The organism is Methylocaldum gracile, assembly GCF_053646815.1.
Window position 1 is genome coordinate 1,832,455 of sequence record NZ_CM132196.1, and the last position, 19,987, is coordinate 1,852,441.

General features: G+C 56.6%; 18 protein-coding genes. 9 read left to right on the forward strand and 9 right to left on the reverse strand.

The features are described 5' to 3' along the window. The first annotated feature begins 154 nt into the window (after positions 1-154). The 7 genes from rimP to pnp all read left to right on the forward strand — a co-directional run bounded on the left by rimP (position 155) and on the right by pnp (position 8,635). Entirely contained in the window at positions 155-607 is a 453-nt protein-coding gene (gene rimP / locus ACWJJK_RS08030) for a ribosome maturation factor RimP (protein WP_077730431.1), read from the forward strand. Between the two features lie 16 nt (positions 608-623). Then, the gene (gene nusA / locus ACWJJK_RS08035) at positions 624-2,129 is read left to right on the forward strand and encodes a transcription termination factor NusA (RefSeq protein ID WP_077730432.1); all 1,506 of its coding nucleotides are present in this window, start codon (positions 624-626) and stop codon (positions 2,127-2,129) included. A 29-nt stretch (positions 2,130-2,158) separates the two neighbouring features. Continuing rightward, positions 2,159-4,807 (forward strand): translation initiation factor IF-2, encoded by a 2,649-nt coding sequence (infB, locus tag ACWJJK_RS08040; protein WP_086134393.1) that lies wholly within the window; start codon positions 2,159-2,161, stop codon positions 4,805-4,807. Positions 4,808-4,838: 31 nt separating this feature from the next. Continuing rightward, on the forward strand, positions 4,839-5,204 hold the full coding sequence (rbfA, locus tag ACWJJK_RS08045; RefSeq protein WP_077730434.1) for a 30S ribosome-binding factor RbfA: 366 nt from the start codon (positions 4,839-4,841) through the stop codon (positions 5,202-5,204). Positions 5,205-5,213: 9 nt separating this feature from the next. Beyond that, positions 5,214-6,143, forward strand: a complete 930-nt coding sequence (gene truB, locus ACWJJK_RS08050) for a tRNA pseudouridine(55) synthase TruB (RefSeq protein WP_077730435.1) — start codon at positions 5,214-5,216, stop codon at positions 6,141-6,143. Between the two features lie 121 nt (positions 6,144-6,264). Then, the gene (gene rpsO, locus ACWJJK_RS08055) at positions 6,265-6,534 is read left to right on the forward strand and encodes a 30S ribosomal protein S15 (protein ID WP_077730436.1); all 270 of its coding nucleotides are present in this window, start codon (positions 6,265-6,267) and stop codon (positions 6,532-6,534) included. 25 nt (positions 6,535-6,559) lie between these two features. Further along, a complete protein-coding gene (gene pnp, locus ACWJJK_RS08060) occupies positions 6,560-8,635 on the forward strand; it encodes a polyribonucleotide nucleotidyltransferase (RefSeq protein WP_077730437.1) in 2,076 nt (691 codons plus the stop codon). Positions 8,636-8,702: 67 nt separating this feature from the next. Here pnp and epmB read toward each other — a convergent pair whose 3' ends face one another. Then, a complete protein-coding gene (gene epmB / locus ACWJJK_RS08065; protein ID WP_434113217.1) occupies positions 8,703-9,782 on the reverse strand; it encodes an EF-P beta-lysylation protein EpmB in 1,080 nt (359 codons plus the stop codon). On the opposite strand from epmB, the gene efp reads away from it, so the two are divergent. Together efp and epmA are read left to right on the forward strand one after the other, a co-directional pair. Then, the gene (gene efp / locus ACWJJK_RS08070; RefSeq protein ID WP_077730439.1) at positions 9,766-10,332 is read left to right on the forward strand and encodes an elongation factor P; all 567 of its coding nucleotides are present in this window, start codon (positions 9,766-9,768) and stop codon (positions 10,330-10,332) included. The genes epmB and efp overlap by 17 nt on opposite strands. A gap of 74 nt (positions 10,333-10,406) precedes the next feature. Then, on the forward strand, positions 10,407-11,390 hold the full coding sequence (epmA, locus tag ACWJJK_RS08075; RefSeq protein ID WP_156880053.1) for an EF-P lysine aminoacylase EpmA: 984 nt from the start codon (positions 10,407-10,409) through the stop codon (positions 11,388-11,390). A gap of 26 nt (positions 11,391-11,416) precedes the next feature. On the opposite strand, the gene ACWJJK_RS08080 is transcribed toward epmA, so the two are convergent. The 8 genes from ACWJJK_RS08080 to ACWJJK_RS08115 form a co-directional block, all read right to left on the reverse strand. Continuing rightward, complete coding sequence (locus ACWJJK_RS08080; protein WP_077730441.1) at positions 11,417-11,815, reverse strand: TraR/DksA family transcriptional regulator; 399 nt, start codon at positions 11,813-11,815, stop codon at positions 11,417-11,419. A 46-nt stretch (positions 11,816-11,861) separates the two neighbouring features. Further along, positions 11,862-12,107 carry a DUF1496 domain-containing protein gene (locus ACWJJK_RS08085; RefSeq protein ID WP_077730518.1) on the reverse strand — a complete coding sequence of 82 codons (246 nt, stop codon included), beginning with the start codon at positions 12,105-12,107 and terminating at the stop codon, positions 11,862-11,864. Positions 12,108-12,184: 77 nt separating this feature from the next. Then, on the reverse strand, positions 12,185-13,267 hold the full coding sequence (alr, locus tag ACWJJK_RS08090) for an alanine racemase (RefSeq protein WP_156880051.1): 1,083 nt from the start codon (positions 13,265-13,267) through the stop codon (positions 12,185-12,187). 2 nt (positions 13,268-13,269) lie between these two features. After that, complete coding sequence (gene dnaB, locus ACWJJK_RS08095) at positions 13,270-14,655, reverse strand: replicative DNA helicase (RefSeq protein WP_077730443.1); 1,386 nt, start codon at positions 14,653-14,655, stop codon at positions 13,270-13,272. 2 nt (positions 14,656-14,657) lie between these two features. Next, positions 14,658-16,079, reverse strand: coding sequence for a bifunctional D-glycero-beta-D-manno-heptose-7-phosphate kinase/D-glycero-beta-D-manno-heptose 1-phosphate adenylyltransferase HldE (hldE, locus tag ACWJJK_RS08100; RefSeq protein ID WP_156880050.1), 1,422 nt, complete (start codon positions 16,077-16,079; stop codon positions 14,658-14,660). Positions 16,080-16,161: 82 nt separating this feature from the next. After that, the gene (locus tag ACWJJK_RS08105) at positions 16,162-17,451 is read right to left on the reverse strand and encodes an amidase (RefSeq protein ID WP_156880049.1); all 1,290 of its coding nucleotides are present in this window, start codon (positions 17,449-17,451) and stop codon (positions 16,162-16,164) included. A gap of 12 nt (positions 17,452-17,463) precedes the next feature. Then, positions 17,464-18,897: an Nramp family divalent metal transporter gene (locus ACWJJK_RS08110; protein ID WP_434130656.1), complete on the reverse strand. Its 1,434-nt coding sequence runs from the start codon at positions 18,895-18,897 to the stop codon at positions 17,464-17,466. Positions 18,898-18,943: 46 nt separating this feature from the next. Further along, positions 18,944-19,915, reverse strand: coding sequence for a DUF6635 family protein (locus ACWJJK_RS08115; RefSeq protein ID WP_240502521.1), 972 nt, complete (start codon positions 19,913-19,915; stop codon positions 18,944-18,946). Between the last annotated feature and the right edge of the window lie 72 nt (positions 19,916-19,987).

Genomic DNA, 19,987 nt, shown 5'->3' on the forward strand with positions numbered 1-19,987 from the left:
TATAAACAGCGGGTTACTTTAAGAGTGTGTGATTAGAGTCGCCCCGCTTTGATAAGGTATGCCCCATAGGGGCTTTTTTAGTTTTTAAAGGGAATAACAAAACAAGAATGGGCCATTGCGCCCATTTTTTGTGAGTGAGATTTACGAGGTCGCAATGAAGCCGCAGGAGCGTTTGGCGGGTTTGATTGAGCCGGTCGTTAGCGGCTTGGGATATGAACTGATAGACATAGAGTTCGACGCCCACCGGCGCGTGCTCCGAGTCTACATCGACAGCGAGTCTGGCATCACTCTCGACGATTGCACGAGGGTTAGCTATCAACTGAGTGGCGTACTCGATGTGGAGGACCCGATTCCCGGTCGTTATCAGCTTGAAATTTCGTCGCCAGGTCTTGACCGGCCGCTTTCCAAGTTGGAGCACTTCGTGCGCTTCAAGGGTAGTCTGGCCCGTTTGCAGCTCGCCCGGCCCATCGATGGGCGGCGCAAATTTAAGGCTTACCTGGCAGGCGTGGAAGGCGATTACGTTCTAATTCAAGAGGGTGGCGAAACTTTGCGAATTCCATTTGAATCAATTGAAAAGGCGCGCCTGGCGCCTGAGTTTGGTAGTTAAATCTAAGGACGACGCGATGGCGAATAAAGAAATCTTGTTGGTGGTGGATGTCGTATCCAATGAGAAAGACATCGATAAAGAGGTCATTTTCGGCGCCATAGAGGATGCGCTTCGCACCGCAACAATCAAGCGTCACGATAACAAAATCGACGTGCGCGTGGCGATTGACCGGAAAACCGGAGGCTATGAGACATTCCGTCGTTGGCTGGTCGTTGACTCCAATGCGGACTACGAGGCTGGCGTCGAAAACCCGGATATCGAGATTTCCTTGGACGAGGCACGAAAGATTCGGCCCAATATTCAGGTTGGCGACTATATCGAACAGCCCATCGAATCCATTGAATTCGGACGCATTGCGGCGCAGACCGCCAAGCAGGTTATTGTACAGAAGGTGCGGGATGCGGAACGCCGGAAAGTCGTCGATGCCTACAAGAACCGGGTCGGCGAGCTTGTGACCGGCGTCGTCAAGCGCGTCGAGCGGGGCAATGTCTACCTCGATCTGGGCGGTAACGTCGAAGCCTTTGTTCCCAGGGACGAGATGATACCCCGCGAGGCTGTGCGGTCCGGCGATCGTTTGCGGGGCTATTTGAAAGCTGTACGCCCGGAGTCTCGGGGGCCTCAGTTGTTCGTCAGTCGCACGGCACCCGAACTTTTGATTGCATTATTTAGGCTGGAGGTTCCGGAGGTCAGCGAAGGGGTCATTGAAATCAAGGGGGCTGCTCGAGATCCCGGGGTTCGTGCGAAAGTGGCCGTAAAGAGCAACGATCTACGGCTAGATCCGGTGGGCGCATGCGTGGGTATGCGCGGTTCCCGGGTCCAGGCGGTATCCAATGAGTTAGCCGGTGAGCGTATCGATATTATTTTATGGAACGAGAACGACGCTCAATTCGTGATTAACGCGATGTCGCCGGCTGAGATCGTCTCGATCGTGGTCGACGAGGACAAGCATTCGATGGATATTGCCGTGGCGGATGAAAACCTGTCTCAAGCCATTGGGCGCGGTGGACAAAACGTGCGACTTGCATCGGAGCTGACCGGATGGACGCTCAACGTAATGGGCGCTTCCCAGGCGGAAGCCAAGAATGAGCTGGAGACGGCCAAGCTCATGCAGTCGTTCATGGAACAGCTGGACGTGGACGAGAGCGTCGCCGAGATTCTGGTTAGAGAGGGATTTTCGACGGTTGAAGAGTTGGCTTACGTTCCAGCCAAGGAGCTATTGGAGATCGAGGAGTTCGACGAAGACATCGTCGAGGAGCTACGAAATCGAGCGCGCGACGCGTTGCTGATCAAGGCGATCGCCAACGAGGAAGAATTTGAATCTTCGGAGCCTTCCAAGGAGTTGCTGGAGATGGAGGGAATGGACCGTGAAACGGCCTTTCGTCTTGCTGCGCGAGGTGTGAGGACAATAGAGGACTTGGCCGAACAATCGGTCGACGAATTGCTGGAGGTTGAGGGTATGGACGAAGCTAGGGCTGCGCGTTTGATCATGACGGCCCGCTCACCGTGGTTTGCTGAAGGTTAAGAGGATTTGACAGGGCAGGGGCTGAAAGAATGAGCGATGTGACGGTACGGCAACTTGCCGATGTGGTCGGCATTCCGGTAGATCGACTGCTTACGCAGTTGGGCGATGCGGGTTTGGAAAAAAGCGACGCGGACGATGTTCTCAGTGATACTGAAAAGCTTCGATTTCTGAGTTATTTGCGGCAGAGCCACGGCAGAAGCGAGGGGGAAATGGCAGAGCCGAAGCGGGTAACGCTGCAGCGGCGCACCGTTAGCGAGCTTAAGCAAGGCAAGATTCCCGGCAAGGGCGTGAAGACCATCAGCGTAGAAGTCCGCAAGAAGCGGACCTATGTCAAGCGAAGCGAGCTTCCGGAGCTGAGCGAACGTCGCACTGAGGTGGAAAAGGCGCGGCAGGCACTCGAGGACCAGCAGAGAGAACTTGAAGCCCAGGAGGCTTTGCGCGCTCAGCAGGAAGAAGTCCGTCGTAAGGCTTTGGAAGAAGAAGAGAGAAGGAAGCGCGAAGAAGCGGAGAGAGCCGCCGAGCAACAGCGTTTGCTCGAAGAGGCTAGACGAGCGGAAGAAGAGAGGCAGCGGGAGGAGGCTCGACGTCTGGTCGAAGAGCAGCAGCGTACCGAAAAAGCAGTGAGTGTGGAAGAGCGTGAGCCGCCCGCACCCGCGGCAGAAATACCTGCGCCTAAAAAACCGGTCGTTCCGCCTGTGTCGGCCGAGCGGGAAGAGGTGGAGCTCCCACGTCATTTAGAGTCAGAAGCCAAACGTGCCAAAAAGAAGCCGGGCGTTGAACGTCCTAAAGGCCGAAGCGAAGGTGCTCGTGAGCCCTTTGGTCTCGATGACGCAAGAAAAGATAAAAAGAAAAAGCTTAAAGTCACCAAAGGCCCTGTTGCATTTCCGGAAGCCCGGCACGGATTTGAGAAGCCAACCGCCCCGGTGGTGCGTGAGGTCGCCATTCCCGCATCCATTACGGTATCGGATTTGGCCCAGCGGATGTCCATTAAGGCGACCGAAGTCATCAAAACGTTGATGGGAATGGGAGTGATGGCCACCATCAACCAAGTACTCGATCAAGATACCGCCACTTTGGTGGTCGAAGAGTTGGGCCATAAGGCCATACCGCAGGTCGAAAACGCTCTGGAGGCCGAGATTATGGCTACCATGTCGGTGGCTGAGGAGATTGAGCAGTTGCCGAGAGCTCCGGTGGTAACCATCATGGGACACGTCGACCACGGCAAGACTTCATTGCTCGACTATATTCGCAAGAGCCGCGTCGCGGCCAGCGAGGCGGGTGGCATTACCCAGCACATCGGCGCTTATCAGGTCAAGACGGATCACGGCGCGGTGACTTTCTTGGATACGCCTGGCCATGCCGCGTTTACGGCGATGCGTGCACGCGGTGCCAAGGTCACGGATATCGTGGTGCTGGTGGTCGCTGCCGACGACGGCGTGATGCCGCAAACTCGCGAAGCCGTGGAGCACTCCCGCGCCGCCAATGTTCCCTTGGTCGTGGCAGTCAACAAGATCGATAAACCGGAAGCCGATCCGGATCGAGTAAAACAAGAACTAACCGGGCTCAATGTGGTCCCGGAAGAATGGGGTGGGGACACCCAATTCGTGAGTGTTTCCGCCAAGACCGGTCAGGGTATCGACGCATTGCTCGACGCCATTCTCGTGCAGGCTGAGGTTCTTGAGCTCAGAACGCCTTTCGAGATACCCGCAAGCGGCGTGGTATTGGAATCGAAGCTCGAGAAAGGGCGAGGGCCAGTGGCAGACATTCTCGTGCAGCGTGGCCAGTTGAAGAAGGGCGATTTTATCCTGTGCGGCATGGAATTCGGGCGTGTCAGGGCCATGTTCAACGAAAATGGCAAGCCAGTGAAAGAGGCCGGACCGTCGATGCCCGTCGAGGTGCTGGGGCTGTCGGGCGCGCCGAACGCCGGCGATGAATTCATCGTCGTTGCCGACGAGCGTAAGGCGCGTGAGATCGCCTTGCATCGTGAAGAAAAACTGCGTGTCAGTAAATTGGCGGCGCAGCAGGCGACCAAGCTCGAGGATGTCTTCTCGCGCATGGAAAGCGGCGAAAGCGTGGATCTGAACCTGATCATCAAGGCCGACGTGCAAGGCAGTCTTGAAGCGCTGAGAGCGTCGGTGACGGACCTTTCGACTGATAAGGTCAAAGTGAAAGTCATTGCCGGTGGTGTCGGCGGCATCAACGAATCCGACGCCAATCTTGCTTTGGCGTCCAACGCGATCATCATCGGATTCAACGTCCGTGCCGATGCGGGTGCGCGCAAGATCATTGAGGAGCGGGGCATCGATTTACACTATTACAGTGTGATTTACGATGTGATCGACGAAATCAAGAAGTCCATCAGCGGGATGCTGGAACCCGAGTTCAAGGAGCAGATCGTCGGCGTTGCCGAGGTTAGGGACGTGTTCCGTCATCCGAAATTCGGTGCTATCGCCGGCTGCATGGTGCTGGACGGCCACGTAAAACGGAATCTGCCGATCCGCGTGTTACGAGACAACGTGGTGGTCTTCGAAGGGCAGTTGGATTCTCTGCGCCGCTTCAAAGAGGACGTCGGCGAGGTCAAAGCGGGCATGGAGTGCGGTATGGGCATAAAGAACTACAACGACGTCAAGGTCGGCGACCAGATCGAAGTGTTCGAAAAAGTGCAAGTGCAACGCTAGACGATTCAGTATCGAGACGGTCTAAGTTCATATGCCGAGAGAGTTTAAACGGAGCGACCGGGTTGCCTCGCAGCTCCAAAGGGAATTGGCGGATCTTATTCGGACGCAGGTAAAAGAACCTCGCCTTGGAATGGTTACCGTGAGCGATGCCGTAGTAAGCCGTGATCTTGCTGTAGCCAAAGTTTTCGTGACTTTCTTGGGAGCCAAGGAGCCGGCCGAAAAATGTGTGGCGCTCTTATCGACGATGATCCCGATGCTGCGTCGCGAACTGGGAAAGCGCCTTCGCATCCGTAATATGCCCGAGATCCATTTCGTCTACGACGATTCGATCGAGCGCGGCATGCATATGGATGCACTCCTGGATCGGCTGCATGAAGAGCCGAAAAGCGGCGAATAGGTGGTAGCGATGAGTCGCCGCAACGATTTGCGGTCCATTAACGGCATTGTGCTGTTGGACAAAGCTTCCGGTATGACGTCAAACGCGGCGCTGCAAAAGGTCAAGCGGATTTTGAAAGCGCAAAAGGCCGGTCATACCGGAAGCCTCGATCCGCTCGCCAGCGGTTTGCTCCCGATTTGTTTGGGCGAAGCGACGAAATTGTCGGGGTTTCTCCTGAATACGGACAAACGTTATCGGGTGAAGGTTCGCCTTGGGATAGCGACACTTACCGGAGATTCCGAGGGCGAGATTGTCGAGACGAAGGCCGTGAAGCCACTGAGCGAGGACGTGGTTGAGCAGGTTCTGGCTGGATTCCGCGGCGAGATCCTTCAGGTTCCGCCGATGTACTCTGCGCTCAAGCATCAAGGGCGACGCCTTTACGATTTGGCCCGCCAAGGCATCGAGGTGGAACGGGAACCCCGTCGAGTGGTCATTCATGAATTGAAGCTGCTGGGGTTCGATTCGTCGAGTCTGCAATTGGACGTCGCGTGTTCGAAAGGCACATATATCCGGACCCTTGCCGAGGACGTCGGCAAAGCGTTGGGTTGCGGCGGCCATGTCGAGATGTTGAGACGTACGGGGGTAGGAGACTTATCGATTGCCGACTCTCACACGCTGGAAAGTATGGAAACACTCGATGAAAGCGAATTGCTGGGACTGGTTCTCCCGATGGATCGCATCGTATCCGCCTTGCCGGCGGTTCAATTGAGTGACGAACTCGGTTTTTATGTGCGAAAGGGCCAAGCCGTTTTAGTTCCTAAAGCGCCGAAGCATGGATGGGTTAGATTGTATGCAAAACAATCTGTTTTCATGGGAGTGGGCGAGATTCTTGACGACGGACGGGTGACACCGCGGCGTTTGGTCAAGGCGGTTCAGAGCGATGTTCAGGAGCTATCTTAATAGGGTGGCTCTTAGATCGTAAATTACTCTGAGTTCGTTGGCGTTTCGATTGAAACGCATCTAGAGCTACAGTTACAATTGTGAGTTTATTAAGTTAAACAAGTTTGTTCAGGAGAAAAAAATGGCCTTTGAAACTGCAGACAAGAGCGCTGTGATGCAAGAATATCAGCGAGCGGCGAACGACACCGGCTCGCCGGAAGTTCAGGTGGCCCTGCTTACCGCCCGGATTAACCACCTTACTCCGCATTTCGTTAAGAACAAGAAAGATCACCATTCGCGGCGCGGCTTGTTGCGCTTGGTCAATCGACGTCGCAAATTGTTGGATTACTTAAAGAGCAAGGACTCCGACCGTTATCGGACTTTGATTGAACGATTGGGTCTACGTAAATAGTTGTTCACCCGGTAAAGGTATTATTGTGAATCCGATTCGGAAACAGTTTAAGTACGGCGAATATCTCGTTACCTTCGAGACCGGCGAAATTGCGCGCCAGACGGATGCCGCCGTTATGGTGGATATGGCCGGAACCGTGGTTTTGGTCACTGCCGTTGGCGAGAAAGAGGCGTCGCCCGAGACCGATTTCTTCCCCCTGACCGTCAACTATCAGGAGAAAGCCTACGCGGCGGGTCGCATCCCCGGCGGCTTTTTCAAGCGCGAGGGACGGCCGAGCGAGAAAGAAACCCTCACCGCGCGCTTGATCGATCGGCCCATTCGCCCGCTTTTTCCGGAAGGATTCACCAACGAGGTTCAGGTCGTTGCCACGGTTCTCTCCCTGAATCCCGAAGTCGATCCGGATATTCCCTCGATGCTGGGGGCATCCGCGGCTCTGGTGCTTTCGGGCATGCCTTTCCAAGGACCGATCGGCGCAGCGCGTGTCGGCTATATCGATGGCCAATTCGTGCTCAATCCTTCCGGTTCGGTTCTTGAAGATTCAAAGCTGGACTTGGTCGTTGCCGGTACGGAAAAGGCGGTTCTGATGGTCGAGTCCGAAGCCGATATGCTTCCGGAAGAAGTCATGCTCGGAGCCGTGTTGTTCGGCCACGAGCATATGCAGACGGCTATCAAGGCGATCCATGAACTGGCCGAGACCGTGGGTGTCACGCCATGGAACTGGGAGCCACCCGCTGCCAACGCGGCCTTATACCAGGCCGTTAAGGATTTGTCGGCAGCGCAGATTGCCGAAGCTTATCAGACAGCTGATAAGCAGACTCGTCAGCAGAAACTCAGAGAAATTCGCAAAGCAACGATCGATGCTTTGACGGCGGACGGGAATTATGCCGAGAACGCCGTTCGAGGCATGCTGGAAAAATTGGAATCGGATGTGGTCCGGTGGCGGATTCTGAACGAATCCAAACGCATAGACGGACGGGATTTGAAGACCGTACGGCCGATTACGATACGTACAGGCGTACTGCCGCGTACTCACGGTTCCGCACTGTTCACCCGCGGCGAGACTCAGGCCCTGGTGGTTGCCACCTTGGGTACGGGACGCGATGCTCAATTGATCGATGCAATAGAAGGCGAATATAAAGAATCCTTCATGTTGCACTACAATTTCCCGCCTTTCTGCGTGGGAGAGATCGGCCCGATAGGCGCGCCGAAACGGCGTGAAATCGGACACGGCAGGCTGGCGAAGCGCGGCGTGCAGGCCATCATGCCCGCTCCGGAAAGCTTCCCCTACGTGATTCGAGTCGTTTCTGAAATTACCGAATCCAACGGCTCCAGTTCGATGGCGTCGGTGTGCGGAACCAGCTTGGCACTGATGGATGCCGGGGTTCCGACCAAGGCTCCCGTTGCCGGGATCGCCATGGGCTTGATCAAAGAAGGCGATCATTTTGCGGTGCTCTCGGACATCATGGGCGACGAGGATCACCTCGGCGATATGGATTTTAAGGTCGCCGGCTCCAGCGACGGCGTGACCGCATTGCAAATGGACATCAAGATCGACGGCATCACGCCGGAAATCATGCGGCAGGCGCTCGAGCAGGCCAAAGAAGGGCGTTTGCATATTTTGGCGAAAATGGCGGAGGCTTTGCCGGCTCCCCGGAAGGAGATGTCGGATTTTGCGCCGCGCATCATGAGCTTCACCATCGATCCGAGCAAGATTCGCGATGTCATCGGCAAAGGCGGCGCGACGATTCGTGCGATCACCGAAGAGACGGGAGCCAGCATCGATATTAGCGACGACGGTGTCGTTAAAGTGGCTTCGGTCGACAAGGAAGCCGGAATGGAGGCGCGTCGCCGTATCGAAGCGATCACGGCCGAAGTCGAGGTTGGGAAAGTTTACGAAGGCCGTGTTGCCCGACTGATGGATTTCGGCGCATTCGTTACGATTCTCCCTGGTAAGGACGGGCTGGTCCATATTTCGCAGATTTCGGACGAACACGTGGAGAAAGTCAGCGATAAGCTGGCCGAGGGCGACATCGTCAAAGTTAAGGTTCTTGAGATTGACCGTCAGGGAAGGGTTCGTCTCAGCATGAAAGCCGTCGACTAAATAAGTCGATACTTCCGACGTGGCGGGGTTCCGGCTCCGCTGATGGCTTTTCCGGAGTTTTGAAATCTTATCCGACCGGCGTCTTGTACGGTCGGCCCACCTCCTCCCGAACGAGTTTGGGAAGCAGATAACCAGGCAATGCTTCCCTCATGACTTGGTAAATCGCTAACGCATCTTCCGTCGACAGGTCGAAATGGCTGGTCCCTTGCGCCTTGTCCAGTACGTGCAGGTAATACGGCAGCACGCCGTTCTCGAAAAGTGTTTCACTCAGTCGAACAAGGGTTTCGGCATCGTCGTTCACGCCTTTTAACAATACGGTCTGGTTAAGGAGTGTAATTCCGGCCTTTTGGAGTGCGTTTAACGCATCGTTGACGTCGTGATCGAACTCGTTCGCGTGATTGGCGTGAATGACGACCACGCTTTTTAAACGAGCCTCCGTCAGCGCGGCGATAAGTTCGGTTGTGATGCGGTTCGGTAGAACTACCGGGAGGCGCGTGTGAATTCGAAGTCGCCTGATGTGCTGTATCTCCCCGATTTTTTGGATTAACTGGGCCAAGCGTTCGTCGCTCAGCACCAAAGGATCCCCGCCGCTGAGAATCACTTCGTTGATACTTAGGTCGCTCCGAATGGCGTCAACGGCATCCTGTTCCTGCCGTTTGCCGATCATGTTCGCGTCGTACGGAAAATTTCGCCTGAAGCAATAACGGCAGTGGATGGCGCACGCACCGGTGGTGATCAGCAACATTCGTCCATGGTATTTGTGCAGCACTCCCGGGGCGGTCACGGCTTTTAAGTCTCCCACCGGATCGTTTGCAAAGTTCGGATGGTCGATCAGTTCCTGCGCATCGGGCAACACTTGAAGCAAAAGCGGGTCGCGAGGATTGCGTTTGCTCATGCGCCGAGCGTAGCTTTGCGTAACGCGAAACGAAAAACGGTCCGTCGCCTCCAGGAATTCCGCTTGATGGATCTCATCCAACTCCAAGAAAGCGAAGAGGTCGGCGGGTTTGGTAAATGAGTCGGCCAGCTCGGCCTGCCAGGGCGTTTTCATAGAGACGTCGGGTTTCTTAGGACAAAGCCGTACATTATAATGCGCGGTATTTTTTGAGTTAACTGAAGCGAACGAGGAGAGAATGGCGACATTCAGCACCAATGAATTCAAGGGCGGTTTAAAAGTGATGCTCGACGGCGATCCGTGTTCGATCATCGAGAACGAATTCGTCAAGCCGGGTAAGGGGCAGGCATTTAACCGCGTAAAGCTCCGCAACCTCAAGACCGGCCGTGTCATCGAGCGCACGTTCAAATCCGGAGAAACATTGGAAGGTGCGGACGTCGTCGATACGGAAATGCAATATTTGTACAACGATGGCGAGCAGTGGCACTTCATGGTTCCGGAGAGTTTCGAACAGTATGCCGCTGACAGCGATGTGGTGGGCGATGCCAAGAAATGGCTCAAAGAGCAGGACGTATGCATCGTCACCCTGTACAACAATGCTCCCATTTCGGTCACGCCGCCCAACTTCGTGGAGCTGACGATTGTTGAAACCGATCCCGGCGTGCGTGGCGATACCTCCGGTGGCGGCGGCAAGCCGGCAACCCTGGACACCGGAGCGGTCGTCAGGGTCCCTCTGTTCGTGCAGACCGGCGAGGTGATCAAAGTCGATACCCGCACGGGCGAGTACGTATCTCGGGTCAAATAGCATCCCTTCATGCTCGACGGCGGACGCGGCATGTCCGCCGTATCCGCCGACCTCAAGCGACGTTTCTTCCGACGATGGCGGACTGGCGCCCCAGTTGTTCCCTGACTGCTCTTAAGAAGCGGGCAGCTTTGCTTGCGACAATTCGGCAGTTTTTTTCGGCTAGAAACGTCTTGGAAGTCGAGACGCCACTGCTGTGCCGCGCCGGCGTTACCGATCCGAATCTCAATCCTTTCACGACCGTTCTCCGTCAGCCCGGCAGTAGTGAGGGCGAACAACTTTATCTGCAAACCTCTCCGGAATTTGCAATGAAGCGCCTGCTGGCGGCGGGCAGCGGTTCGATCTACCAGATCTGCAAGGCCTTTCGGAACGAAGAGTCGGGGCGCCATCACAATCCCGAATTTACGCTTTTGGAATGGTACAGGGTGGGATTCGATTTAGCCGAATTGATCGACGAGATTGATGCGTTGCTGGCAGAAATCTGCCGTGATCACCTGATTTTGGCAGCGTCCGAGCGATTTAGTTATCGCGAACTTTTTCGTGAGCATGTAGGCGTCGATCCATTATCGGCCTCGTTCGAGGAACTCGCCGAACGCTCAAGAGTTCGGGGTCTTCCCGAGGCTGAGGCGCTTTGCGGCAGAGATCGCTCGCTTTGGCTCGATTTGCTCTTCAGTCATCTGGTCCAGCCCCGTCTCGGGCGAGGGCGGATCACTTTCGTTTACGATTTCCCCGCTTTTCTTCCCTCCCTTGCGCGAAAAAAGCCGGACGACCCGCTTGTGGTCGAAAGGGTGGAGATATTTCTCGAAGGATTGGAGTTGGGCAACGGGTTTCACGAATTGGCCGATGCTGTCGAGCAGGAAGAGCGCTTTGATCGGGATCTCGTCATCCGAGAAGAAAACGGTTTGCCCTTGCCGGCTAAAGACGAGCGCTTGCTGGCGGCGCTGAGGAGTGGACTGCCGGATTGCTCGGGTATAGCTCTTGGATTGGATCGCCTGCTGATGATCAGGATGCGAGCGGAATCTATCGGGGATGTCTTGGCGTTTCCGACGGCGCAAGCTTAACCCGGAAAGGCGCCGAATGGCAGAATCTACAGAGACGGTGAATGCGTCAAGGCTTGTTCCTTCTCGTACGCGCTCTGGCAGGCAATACAGCGCTCGGTCGTAGGGTTCGCCTCCAGCCGCGCTAACGCGATCGGTTGCTCGCAATCGACGCAAATGCCGAATTCGCGGCTGCCGATACGGATGAGAGTGGATTCTATCTCGCGAATTTCCTGAATATGCCGATCTATCGTTTGCAGTTCCATATCGATGACCAGATTGGCGACCGAAGCTTCTTCCGAGTCGTGAACCTCGCCGGCGACATCGGTAAAGTGGTGACGACCCGACTGAATGACTTCTTCACGAACGCCTCGGGTCAGTTCTGCAAGACGCGTTTCGAGTCTATTGCGGAATGCTTCGAGCTGTTTATCGGTAAGGTGCTGCGGCATAACGTTATCCTCTCGTCAGTGGAACAAGGTGGCCGTTATAACGGAATTAAGGATTGTCCGGGTCGCAAGAGCCGGTTCTGATCCAAACTCCGTAATCGCAGCGCAGAAGCGTATCGCCGCTACAAACATACGTGCCGTGAGCATATCGTTTGTCGTTGAAGTGACAAACCGGTTCGCCGGGCACTTGCTGCTTTAATACCAGATAATCGTCATCGAATTCCTCCAGAATCGGCGACGTCCTCAGCTCCGGGTCGGGAGCGCCCACTTGGGGTTTGGCGATGCGTTCGGCCACAACGGCTCCTTTGTACAACGTCTTCGATTTGGACGACGAGTGATTATCGGCCGAACGATCCGATCAAAAAATACGTGCTATTCCCACCGTTCGACCATCTTGACCCGCGGTGTGACGCCGCAGAGCAGGGCATAGGGAATAGTCGAGGCGTATTGAGCGATTTCCTCGACGGGCAGGCCTTTGCCCCATAGAGTGACTTCATCCCCAACCCGAGCGTCGGGGCAATCCGTGAGATCGAGGCTGATCATATCCATGGAAACGCGTCCGATCAGGCTTGCCCGCCGACCACGAACCAGCACCGGCGTGCCTGACTGCGCGTGGCGAGGATAACCGTCGCCATAGCCGATCGAGACGATTCCGAGGCGAGTCGGGCGCGGGCAAATCCAATCACCGCCATAACCCACGGCATCGCCGGCTTTCAGATTCTTTATCGCGATGAGCCGGCTCCGGAAGGTCATCACCGGTCTGAGGCCTTCGTCCGGACCGGTACGACCAGGAAACGGCGACACACCGTAAAGCGCAATTCCGGGGCGGACCCATTCGACACGTGCGGTATCCCAGGCCAGAAGTCCTGCCGAATTGGCGATGCTGCATTCGGTTTGAACGTTATGGAGCGCGCTTTTGAAGCAATCCAGCTGTATTGCCGTAATCGTGTCCTGAAAAACGTCGGCATTGGCCAAGTGAGTCATCACGGGAATAGGTTGGCGCACCGCGGAACACCGTTGAAGCCTCGAATAACAGGATGAGAATTCGTCCCGCAGCAAGCCGAGCCGGTGCATTCCTGTATCCAGTTTCAACCAAACCGATACCGACTCCATCGAGGAAACTTGCTCCAGAAGTTCCACCTGAAACGGGGAATGGATGACGGGCTCCAATCCGTAGCGACTATGGAGCTCCAGTTCTTCGCTATCGACGAAGCCTTGAAGCACGGCGATACGCTGCCTTATACCCGCGTCGCGAAGGGCGATGCCTTCGCCGAGGCGGGCTACGGCGAAGGCATCGGCATCGCTCAATACCTTGGCGATCCGAATCAGCCCGTGGCCGTAGGCGTTGGCCTTGATCACCGCCATGATTTTCGCTTTCGGCGCAAACGCTCGAATGCGCGTGAGATTATGCGTGACTGCCGTCAAATCGAGCTCGGCATAAGCAGACAGCATCATTCTTAAAAGTCCTCGCCCGCGTACGGATCCGAGATAAAGTTTTCGAAGCGCGTGTATTGGCCGAGGAAGGTAAGGCGCACGGTTCCGATCGGGCCGTTACGCTGTTTCGCGATGATGATTTCGGCGGTGCCCTTGTCGGAGGAATCGGGGTGATAGACCTCGTCGCGGTAGATGAACACGATCAGGTCCGCGTCCTGCTCGATCGAGCCCGATTCGCGCAGGTCGGATGGAACCGGCCGTTTATTGGGGCGCTGTTCGAGATTGCGGTTGAGCTGCGAAAGGGCGATCACCGGAACGTTCAGCTCCTTGGCCAATGCCTTGAGCGAGCGGGAAATTTCCGAGATCTCCGCCACACGGTTTTCGCCGCCGGAGCACTGCATGAGCTGAAGATAGTCGAGCACCACCAGTCCGAGTTGACCGTGCTCGCGTGCCAGGCGGCGGCAACGGGCGCGGACTTCGGTGGGTGTCAGGGCAGGGGTGTCGTCGATGAACAGCTTGGTTTCCGCCAGGATATTGATGGCGGAAGTCATGCGCGGCCATTCGTCGTCCTCCAGCTTTCCGGTGCGCACCCGGTGCTGGTCGATGCGGCCCAGAGACGACATCATGCGCATGGCCAGTTGTTCGCCCGGCATTTCCATGCTGAATACGGCTACCGGAACCTGCTCCTTGATGGCCACGTTTTCGGCAATGTTCATGGCGAAGGTGGTCTTTCCCATGGATGGGCGGCCGGCGATGATGATGAGATCGGAGGCTTGCATGCCAGAAGTCATTTCGTCGAAATCGGCGAAACCGGTGCTCGCGCCGGTGATGTGGCCTTCCTTGTGGAAGAGCATCTCGATTCGGTCTATGGCGGCCGACAAGAGCGACTTGATCGGCTTGAAGCCGACTCCGCCGCGCCGCCGCTGATCGGCGATCTGAAAAACCTTTTGCTCGGCTGTTTCGAGCAACAGGGCCAAATCGCGATTTTCCGGCTGGAAGGCTGAATCGGCGATTTCGGTACCTGCATGGATCAGCTGCCGCAATACCGACTTTTCACGCACGATATCGGCATAGGACGAGATATTGGCGGCGCTGGGCGTCTCCTTGGCCATCATCGCGAGATAGGCGAGTCCGCCCGCTTCTTCCAGCGAACCGGTTTTTTCCAGGACTTCCGACAGGGTGACGACGTCGAACGGCGTCTGTTTTTCCGCAAGCTGCTTGATCGCGCGGAATATCAGTTTGTGATCCTTGCGGTAGAAATCCTCTTCTCCCACCCGGTCGGCCACGACGTCCCAGGTTTGGTTGTCGAGCATGAGACCGCCGAGTACGGATTGCTCGGCGTGGATGGAATAAGGGGGAACGCGAAGCGCGTCCACCATTCTGTCCGTTAAACGGGCGTGATCAGACATGTTCAGGTATTGCGTATGGCTTGAATGATTCGGGTGGTCGAATAATCGCCTAGAAAATCCAGAATCCTGACTTCTCCTCCGTTGGCCAGAACATGATCGTGGCCGGCTATTTCGGTGATGTCTTTGTAGTCGCCGCCTTTCACGAGAATATCGGGCAGCAGGCGTCCGACGACGTCGCGCGGCGTATCTTCTTCGAACGGCACGACCCAATCGACGCATTCGAGAGCCGCCAGCATGGTCATGCGATGTTCGAGCGGATTGACCGGGCGGCCGCTGCCCTTGAGGCGTCTTACCGAGGCGTCGCTGTTGACCAGCACGATAAGCCGGTCACCCAGAGCTCGGGCTTGCTGGAGGTATTGGATATGGCCGGGATGCAGGATGTCGAAGCATCCGTTGGTGACGACGATCTTCTCTCCTTTGCGTCGCGCCGTGCCGAGCAAAGGCAAAAGTTCGTCGAGCTCGATCGCGCCGCGATGAAGGGCGCGCTGACCGTGCAGGGCGTCATCCAATTCTTCGAGAGTCACGCTTGCCGTCCCTAGCTTGCCCACGACGATTCCGGCGGCGAGATTTGCAAGACCCGTGGCATCCTCCAGCGATGCGCCCGCCGCCAGAGCTGCGGCGAGAGTCGAAATGACGGTATCGCCGGCTCCGGTTACATCGTAGACCTCTTTGGCGTGGGCTGGCAAATGCCGGGGGGATTCGCCGCGTCGCAGCAAAGTCATCCCGTGTTCGCCGCGTGTAATCAAGAGGGCCTTTAGCTCGAGCTTTTCCAGCAGGCCAAGGCCCTTATCCGCCAGTTCATGATCATCCCGGCAAGGTCCGGCCACGGCCTCAAATTCGCTGCGATTGGGAGTAATGAGGGTGGCGCCGCGGTATCGATCGAAATCGGTGCCCTTTGGGTCCACTAAAACCATCTTGCCCGCTTCTCCGGCGAGTTGAATCAGTTCCTGAACTGAATTGAGGGTTCCCTTGCCGTAGTCGGAGAGTACCACGACATCGGCCTCGTTCAACTTCCCGGCGAAATTCGCGAGGAGATGGGCCGACGGGACGTCATGAAAGCGGTCCTCGAAGTCCAGCCGGATGAGCTGTTGATGGCGGCTCAGCACTCTGAGCTTGGTGATGGTCGGCCGTCCCGGAATTTGCTCCACAACACAGTCGATACCGGCGGATTGCAGGAGAGCGATAAGATTCTGTCCGGCTTCGTCGCGCCCACAATAACCGATGAGGCTGGTTTGCGTCCCAAATGTCGCAATATTGAGGGCGACGTTGCCCGCACCACCCAATCGTTCCTCGACGCCATTTACCAGTACGACCGGAACCGGAGCCTCCGGCGAAATGCGGGAAGTGCCGCCGTGCCAGTAGCGATCGAGCATTAAGTCGCCGACGACCAGGATGCGGGCCGAGTCGAAATTAGGAAGCTGCATGGATTCAAGGAAGCGAAAAACGGGGCGATAGGATACCACCACCGGGTAGCTTTGATCTTCGGAAAAGCGCGCCTTAGGACGATTATCTCGTTCGGCGGGAGGCGAATAGCGATTCGATGCCCTGCGCCGATCGGACTAGTGTTTCGTCGTTTCCCCACGATCCAGCGATTTGTATTCCGACCGGTAAACCGCGGATGACGCCGGTCGGAATACTGAGGAGAGGAACGCCTGCTTGAGTCCAGGGCAACTGCATCACCGAGTCGCCGGTGCTGTTCAGCCCATGAGGGGCCGGTCCGGTCGCGGAAGGGGAAATCCAAGCATCGATGCCATGTTGTTGCATCAGCGCTGCGAGGTGTGCTCCCTGACGTAGTCGGACCGCTCTGGCGATCTCAAGGTCCGATGCCGAAGCCTTGAGGCCGCGCTCGATGAGCTCTGCGGTTTCCGGACGGTAAAGCGGTTTGTACTTTCGGTACCAATTTTCGTGTACCTGCGCAGCTTCGGCAGCAACGAGCAGATGATGCGAACGATAGAGTTCCTCGAAATCGGGAAATGCCGATACTTCGATGAGAACATACCCGTTGGCTCTAAGCGTCTCGCAGGTCTCTTGAAAACCGAGTCTAGCGTCCGGCGTGACATGATCGAGGTAAGGGCCGTCCGGAATTCCAAACCTCGGACGACCATGGGTTAGGGATGATTTCCAGTCCGGAACCAGCGCCTGTGCAGCCAATTCGATTCCATCGACATCGGAAGCGAACCAGCCGACATGGTCCACGCTCGGCGCCAGGGGAATTACGCCGTCCACGGGAACTCTTCCGTAGCTGGGCTTGAATCCGCAGAGGCCGCAGAAAGCGGCGGGCCGATTGATAGATCCGACGGTCTGCGTGCCGAGCGCCAAGAGGCAGAGGCCGGCGGCAACGGCCGCCGCGGAGCCGCTGCTCGATCCGCCCGGCGTGTGCTCCGGATTGCAGGGATTGCGTGTCGGACCGGGGGCGATATAGGCGAATTCAGCGGTGACGGTCTTTCCGATAATGAGCGCGCCGGCATCTTTCAGACGCGTCACGGTGCTGGCTTCCGCACCGCTAAGTTCTTCGGGCGGCAAGCGACTGCCTGCGCGCGTTTCAAATCCGTCGATGTGAAAGATATCCTTAATGCCTATCGGCGCGCCGAACAAAGGCGGCCGATTTTCGGGCTTCGGATAACGGCGCAGCAAATCGTCGGCCTCCCGATAGAGCCGTGTCCAGCGATGCTCCTCGGGCACGAAAGCCAGGACGTTCGGCTCGATTTCGGCGAAGCGGTTTTCGAGCTCATGGAGGTACGGCAGCAAAGGCCATTCACCGCTTCGAAGCCTGTTTGCAACCGTCGTCGATTTCATGGCGTTGTTGATTTAGTCGGCAAGCATGGAGCAGCCATAGGCCAGTGCGAGTCCGAGATAGATCACAAAGCTCAATCCCAGGAGCCAGCGTCCGGCATCCGGCGGTCTGGCCCATACCGGCAGCTGCGGCGCAAGGCGGCGAAAATTGAGCAGATACAAAGCCACGGGGAACATGACGGTTCCCGCAAAACCAATGACGGCGCTGGTCAGGATCAACGTGCCCGGCGTATCGAGCAGCATGGTCAACGACGTGATCAGCGTCAGTAGCGCCAGAAAGATGTAATACCAGGTGCGTAGAGCAATTCGCCGGCTTTTCGGAAAGAGTACATGGACGATGTCGGCCTGCATCCGGCTGACGGCATCCGCCGTCGCCAGCCAAGTATCGGTCAGAAAGGCTGCGGCTACCAAGAGGAACAATAGCCTCCCGATTTCGCCCCAGCCGACCTCGAAAAAGCGGCTTTGCACCACCGCAAGTTCATACTCCTGAGGCAACAGGCCTTTGGGAAACAGGAGCGCATACGCCAGAAGACAGGTCATGAGCGTCGTCAACAGATTGCCGACGATCCCGATCAGTACGTCGGCACGAAGGAACTGCTGCCATTTCCGCCAGCGATCCTCGTTTTCAGGCAACGCATCCGGGAGAAAACCGTCGCTGGTGATGACCTCGGGCTTGCCGGCGATGGGCCCCGTGATTTTGCCCATGTGCACCGCCATCCCGACGCCTTTGTCACGCAGCCAGTACGAATAGAACAAGATCCAAAAGCCGCCCAATCCGGCGAATGCGATGGCGGTGAGCAGCTTGGTGGCGTCCTGTGCTTCCCAAGGGCGGGGCAGCGGAGCCGTAGGGCCCAATAGACCCCGAAGGAAGTCCGGTACCGCCGCGATGACCTCGGTCTGGAGACAAGCCCAGAGCAGGCCGGCCACGGTGGTGACGGCGACCATTTTCATGAATCGCTCGACCAAGACGTATACGACTTTGCTGAACACGATGGCGGCCAAGAACACGCCGATCGAGCAATATCCCCAAAACAGCGATTGGCTACGGGCGTCCCAGCCTTCGGGGAGATGGGTCAAGGCCGCCAACGCCGTACCGCCCGCCGAGGCGAAGGCTCCGAACCAGAGGAACGAGACCGACATCAATATCCACAGAAGAATGCCGAAAACGCGGTTGAGCCGGATGAACCCGTGAAAAATGCTCTCGCCGGTCAATAGCGTGTAGCGGCCGATTTCGACGTTGATCGGGTACTGGAGCAAGCAGGCCGGAATCAAGAGGAATAGGAATGTCAAACCGTATTTCGCGATCAGATAGGGCCACCAGATCAGTTCGCCGCTGCCTTGTGCCAATGCCATCCATACGATTCCGGGGCCCAGCGTAGCCCACCAGCCGGGAAAGTCGGGTAAAGGTTTTCGGGCGAGATCGGGCAGAGCGGAGATCGGGCGATTCATAGTGTTATTGTTATCAGTGATCCGAATGGCGGGTTTGAAAAGCCGATTAGCTTAGCGTTTTAGCGGCTACCCGCAAAATATCGAGAAGATCGAAAACGCGGGCGACATAGTGATCCCGGACTCGATAATTCCGATGCTCTTTTCCGCGAAGTTCGTCGCCTATTGCGTCGATAAACTGATTGAGACGCCGTTCGTGTATGCCGGTCTTGGCCAGCAGGGGATCGACGACGACCCAGGATAACGCCGCAATCGCACTGACGGCGGCCATCGTCGTGCCAGTGGCGGCGATAATCAGTCCGGTCGACGCGGACGCAGGAAAGAGGCCGTAATACCAGGCTCCGATCGTGGGACCCAGCAAGAAATTGGCGATGGCCGTGTGCTGGGCGATGGCGGAGGCTGCGGCCATGCCGGTCGAGAACGCACCGGGTAGGGCTTTGTTAAAAGCGGCGTAGCTGGTGGCGAGCGAAACCAGGCTGCCGGCGAGTTCGGTGACGGCGATGCGGGTTTTGCCGTATTCAGCCAGATTGCTTTCCAGCTTCCGGCGAAATTCGGGGTGATCCGCCTTGCTTCGGATTTGTCCAAGAAATTGCTCGCACAGCTCGGAAATCTCGGGATTGCACAGAATGGTTTCCATAAGGGCATCCCGGCGGGATGTCCGTTTCCCCTGAACATACGGCAGTTCCAGCAGTTCGGTATAGATCAGCCACTGCAATTCCGCTTGTAAGGCGGTCGGTATGCCGGTCGGCATCTTGTCGAGAATCCGGCTTATCCTGTGACCCCCGGTTTTTCGAAACAGAGCCGCCGTGCCATGAATGATGAAGCTGGGCAAACCCCATAGCATGTTCAGCGGATGTTTGTAGAAGTCCTTGCCGAAGGTTTTTTTGTGGAGCGCCAAGGCGCCCGTGAAAGAGAAATATTGCTCGACGAATTCGGGAACTTTAGCTTTTCGTGCGACCAAATAGGTTTCAATCCCTTGTGTTACGGCGCGTTCGATGGTCCGAAGTGTGTCGGTTTCCATAGGCATCAGTCATCGTTGGGAATCGGTGCAACCTAGTGAACTCTGCCGCCGGAAGCCATGTGTACGTAGTGT

Bases quoted from the DNA above. Each gene is read 5' to 3' on its own strand.
- rimP (WP_077730431.1), top strand. From the start codon at position 155: ATGAAGCCGCAGGAGCGTTTGGCGGGTTTGATTGAGCCGGTCGTTAGC.
- nusA (WP_077730432.1), top strand. From the start codon at position 624: ATGGCGAATAAAGAAATCTTGTTGGTGGTGGATGTCGTATCCAATGAG.
- infB (WP_086134393.1), top strand. From the start codon at position 2,159: ATGAGCGATGTGACGGTACGGCAACTTGCCGATGTGGTCGGCATTCCG.
- rbfA (WP_077730434.1), top strand. From the start codon at position 4,839: ATGCCGAGAGAGTTTAAACGGAGCGACCGGGTTGCCTCGCAGCTCCAA.
- truB (WP_077730435.1), top strand. From the start codon at position 5,214: ATGAGTCGCCGCAACGATTTGCGGTCCATTAACGGCATTGTGCTGTTG.
- rpsO (WP_077730436.1), top strand. From the start codon at position 6,265: ATGGCCTTTGAAACTGCAGACAAGAGCGCTGTGATGCAAGAATATCAG.
- efp (WP_077730439.1), top strand. From the start codon at position 9,766: ATGGCGACATTCAGCACCAATGAATTCAAGGGCGGTTTAAAAGTGATG.
- epmA (WP_156880053.1), top strand. From the start codon at position 10,407: ATGGCGGACTGGCGCCCCAGTTGTTCCCTGACTGCTCTTAAGAAGCGG.
- ACWJJK_RS08080 (WP_077730441.1), bottom strand. From the start codon at position 11,815: ATGCCGCAGCACCTTACCGATAAACAGCTCGAAGCATTCCGCAATAGA.
- alr (WP_156880051.1), bottom strand. From the start codon at position 13,267: ATGATGCTGTCTGCTTATGCCGAGCTCGATTTGACGGCAGTCACGCAT.
- dnaB (WP_077730443.1), bottom strand. From the start codon at position 14,655: ATGTCTGATCACGCCCGTTTAACGGACAGAATGGTGGACGCGCTTCGC.
- hldE (WP_156880050.1), bottom strand. From the start codon at position 16,079: ATGCAGCTTCCTAATTTCGACTCGGCCCGCATCCTGGTCGTCGGCGAC.
- ACWJJK_RS08105 (WP_156880049.1), bottom strand. From the start codon at position 17,451: ATGAAATCGACGACGGTTGCAAACAGGCTTCGAAGCGGTGAATGGCCT.
- ACWJJK_RS08110 (WP_434130656.1), bottom strand. From the start codon at position 18,897: ATGAATCGCCCGATCTCCGCTCTGCCCGATCTCGCCCGAAAACCTTTA.
- ACWJJK_RS08115 (WP_240502521.1), bottom strand. From the start codon at position 19,915: ATGGAAACCGACACACTTCGGACCATCGAACGCGCCGTAACACAAGGG.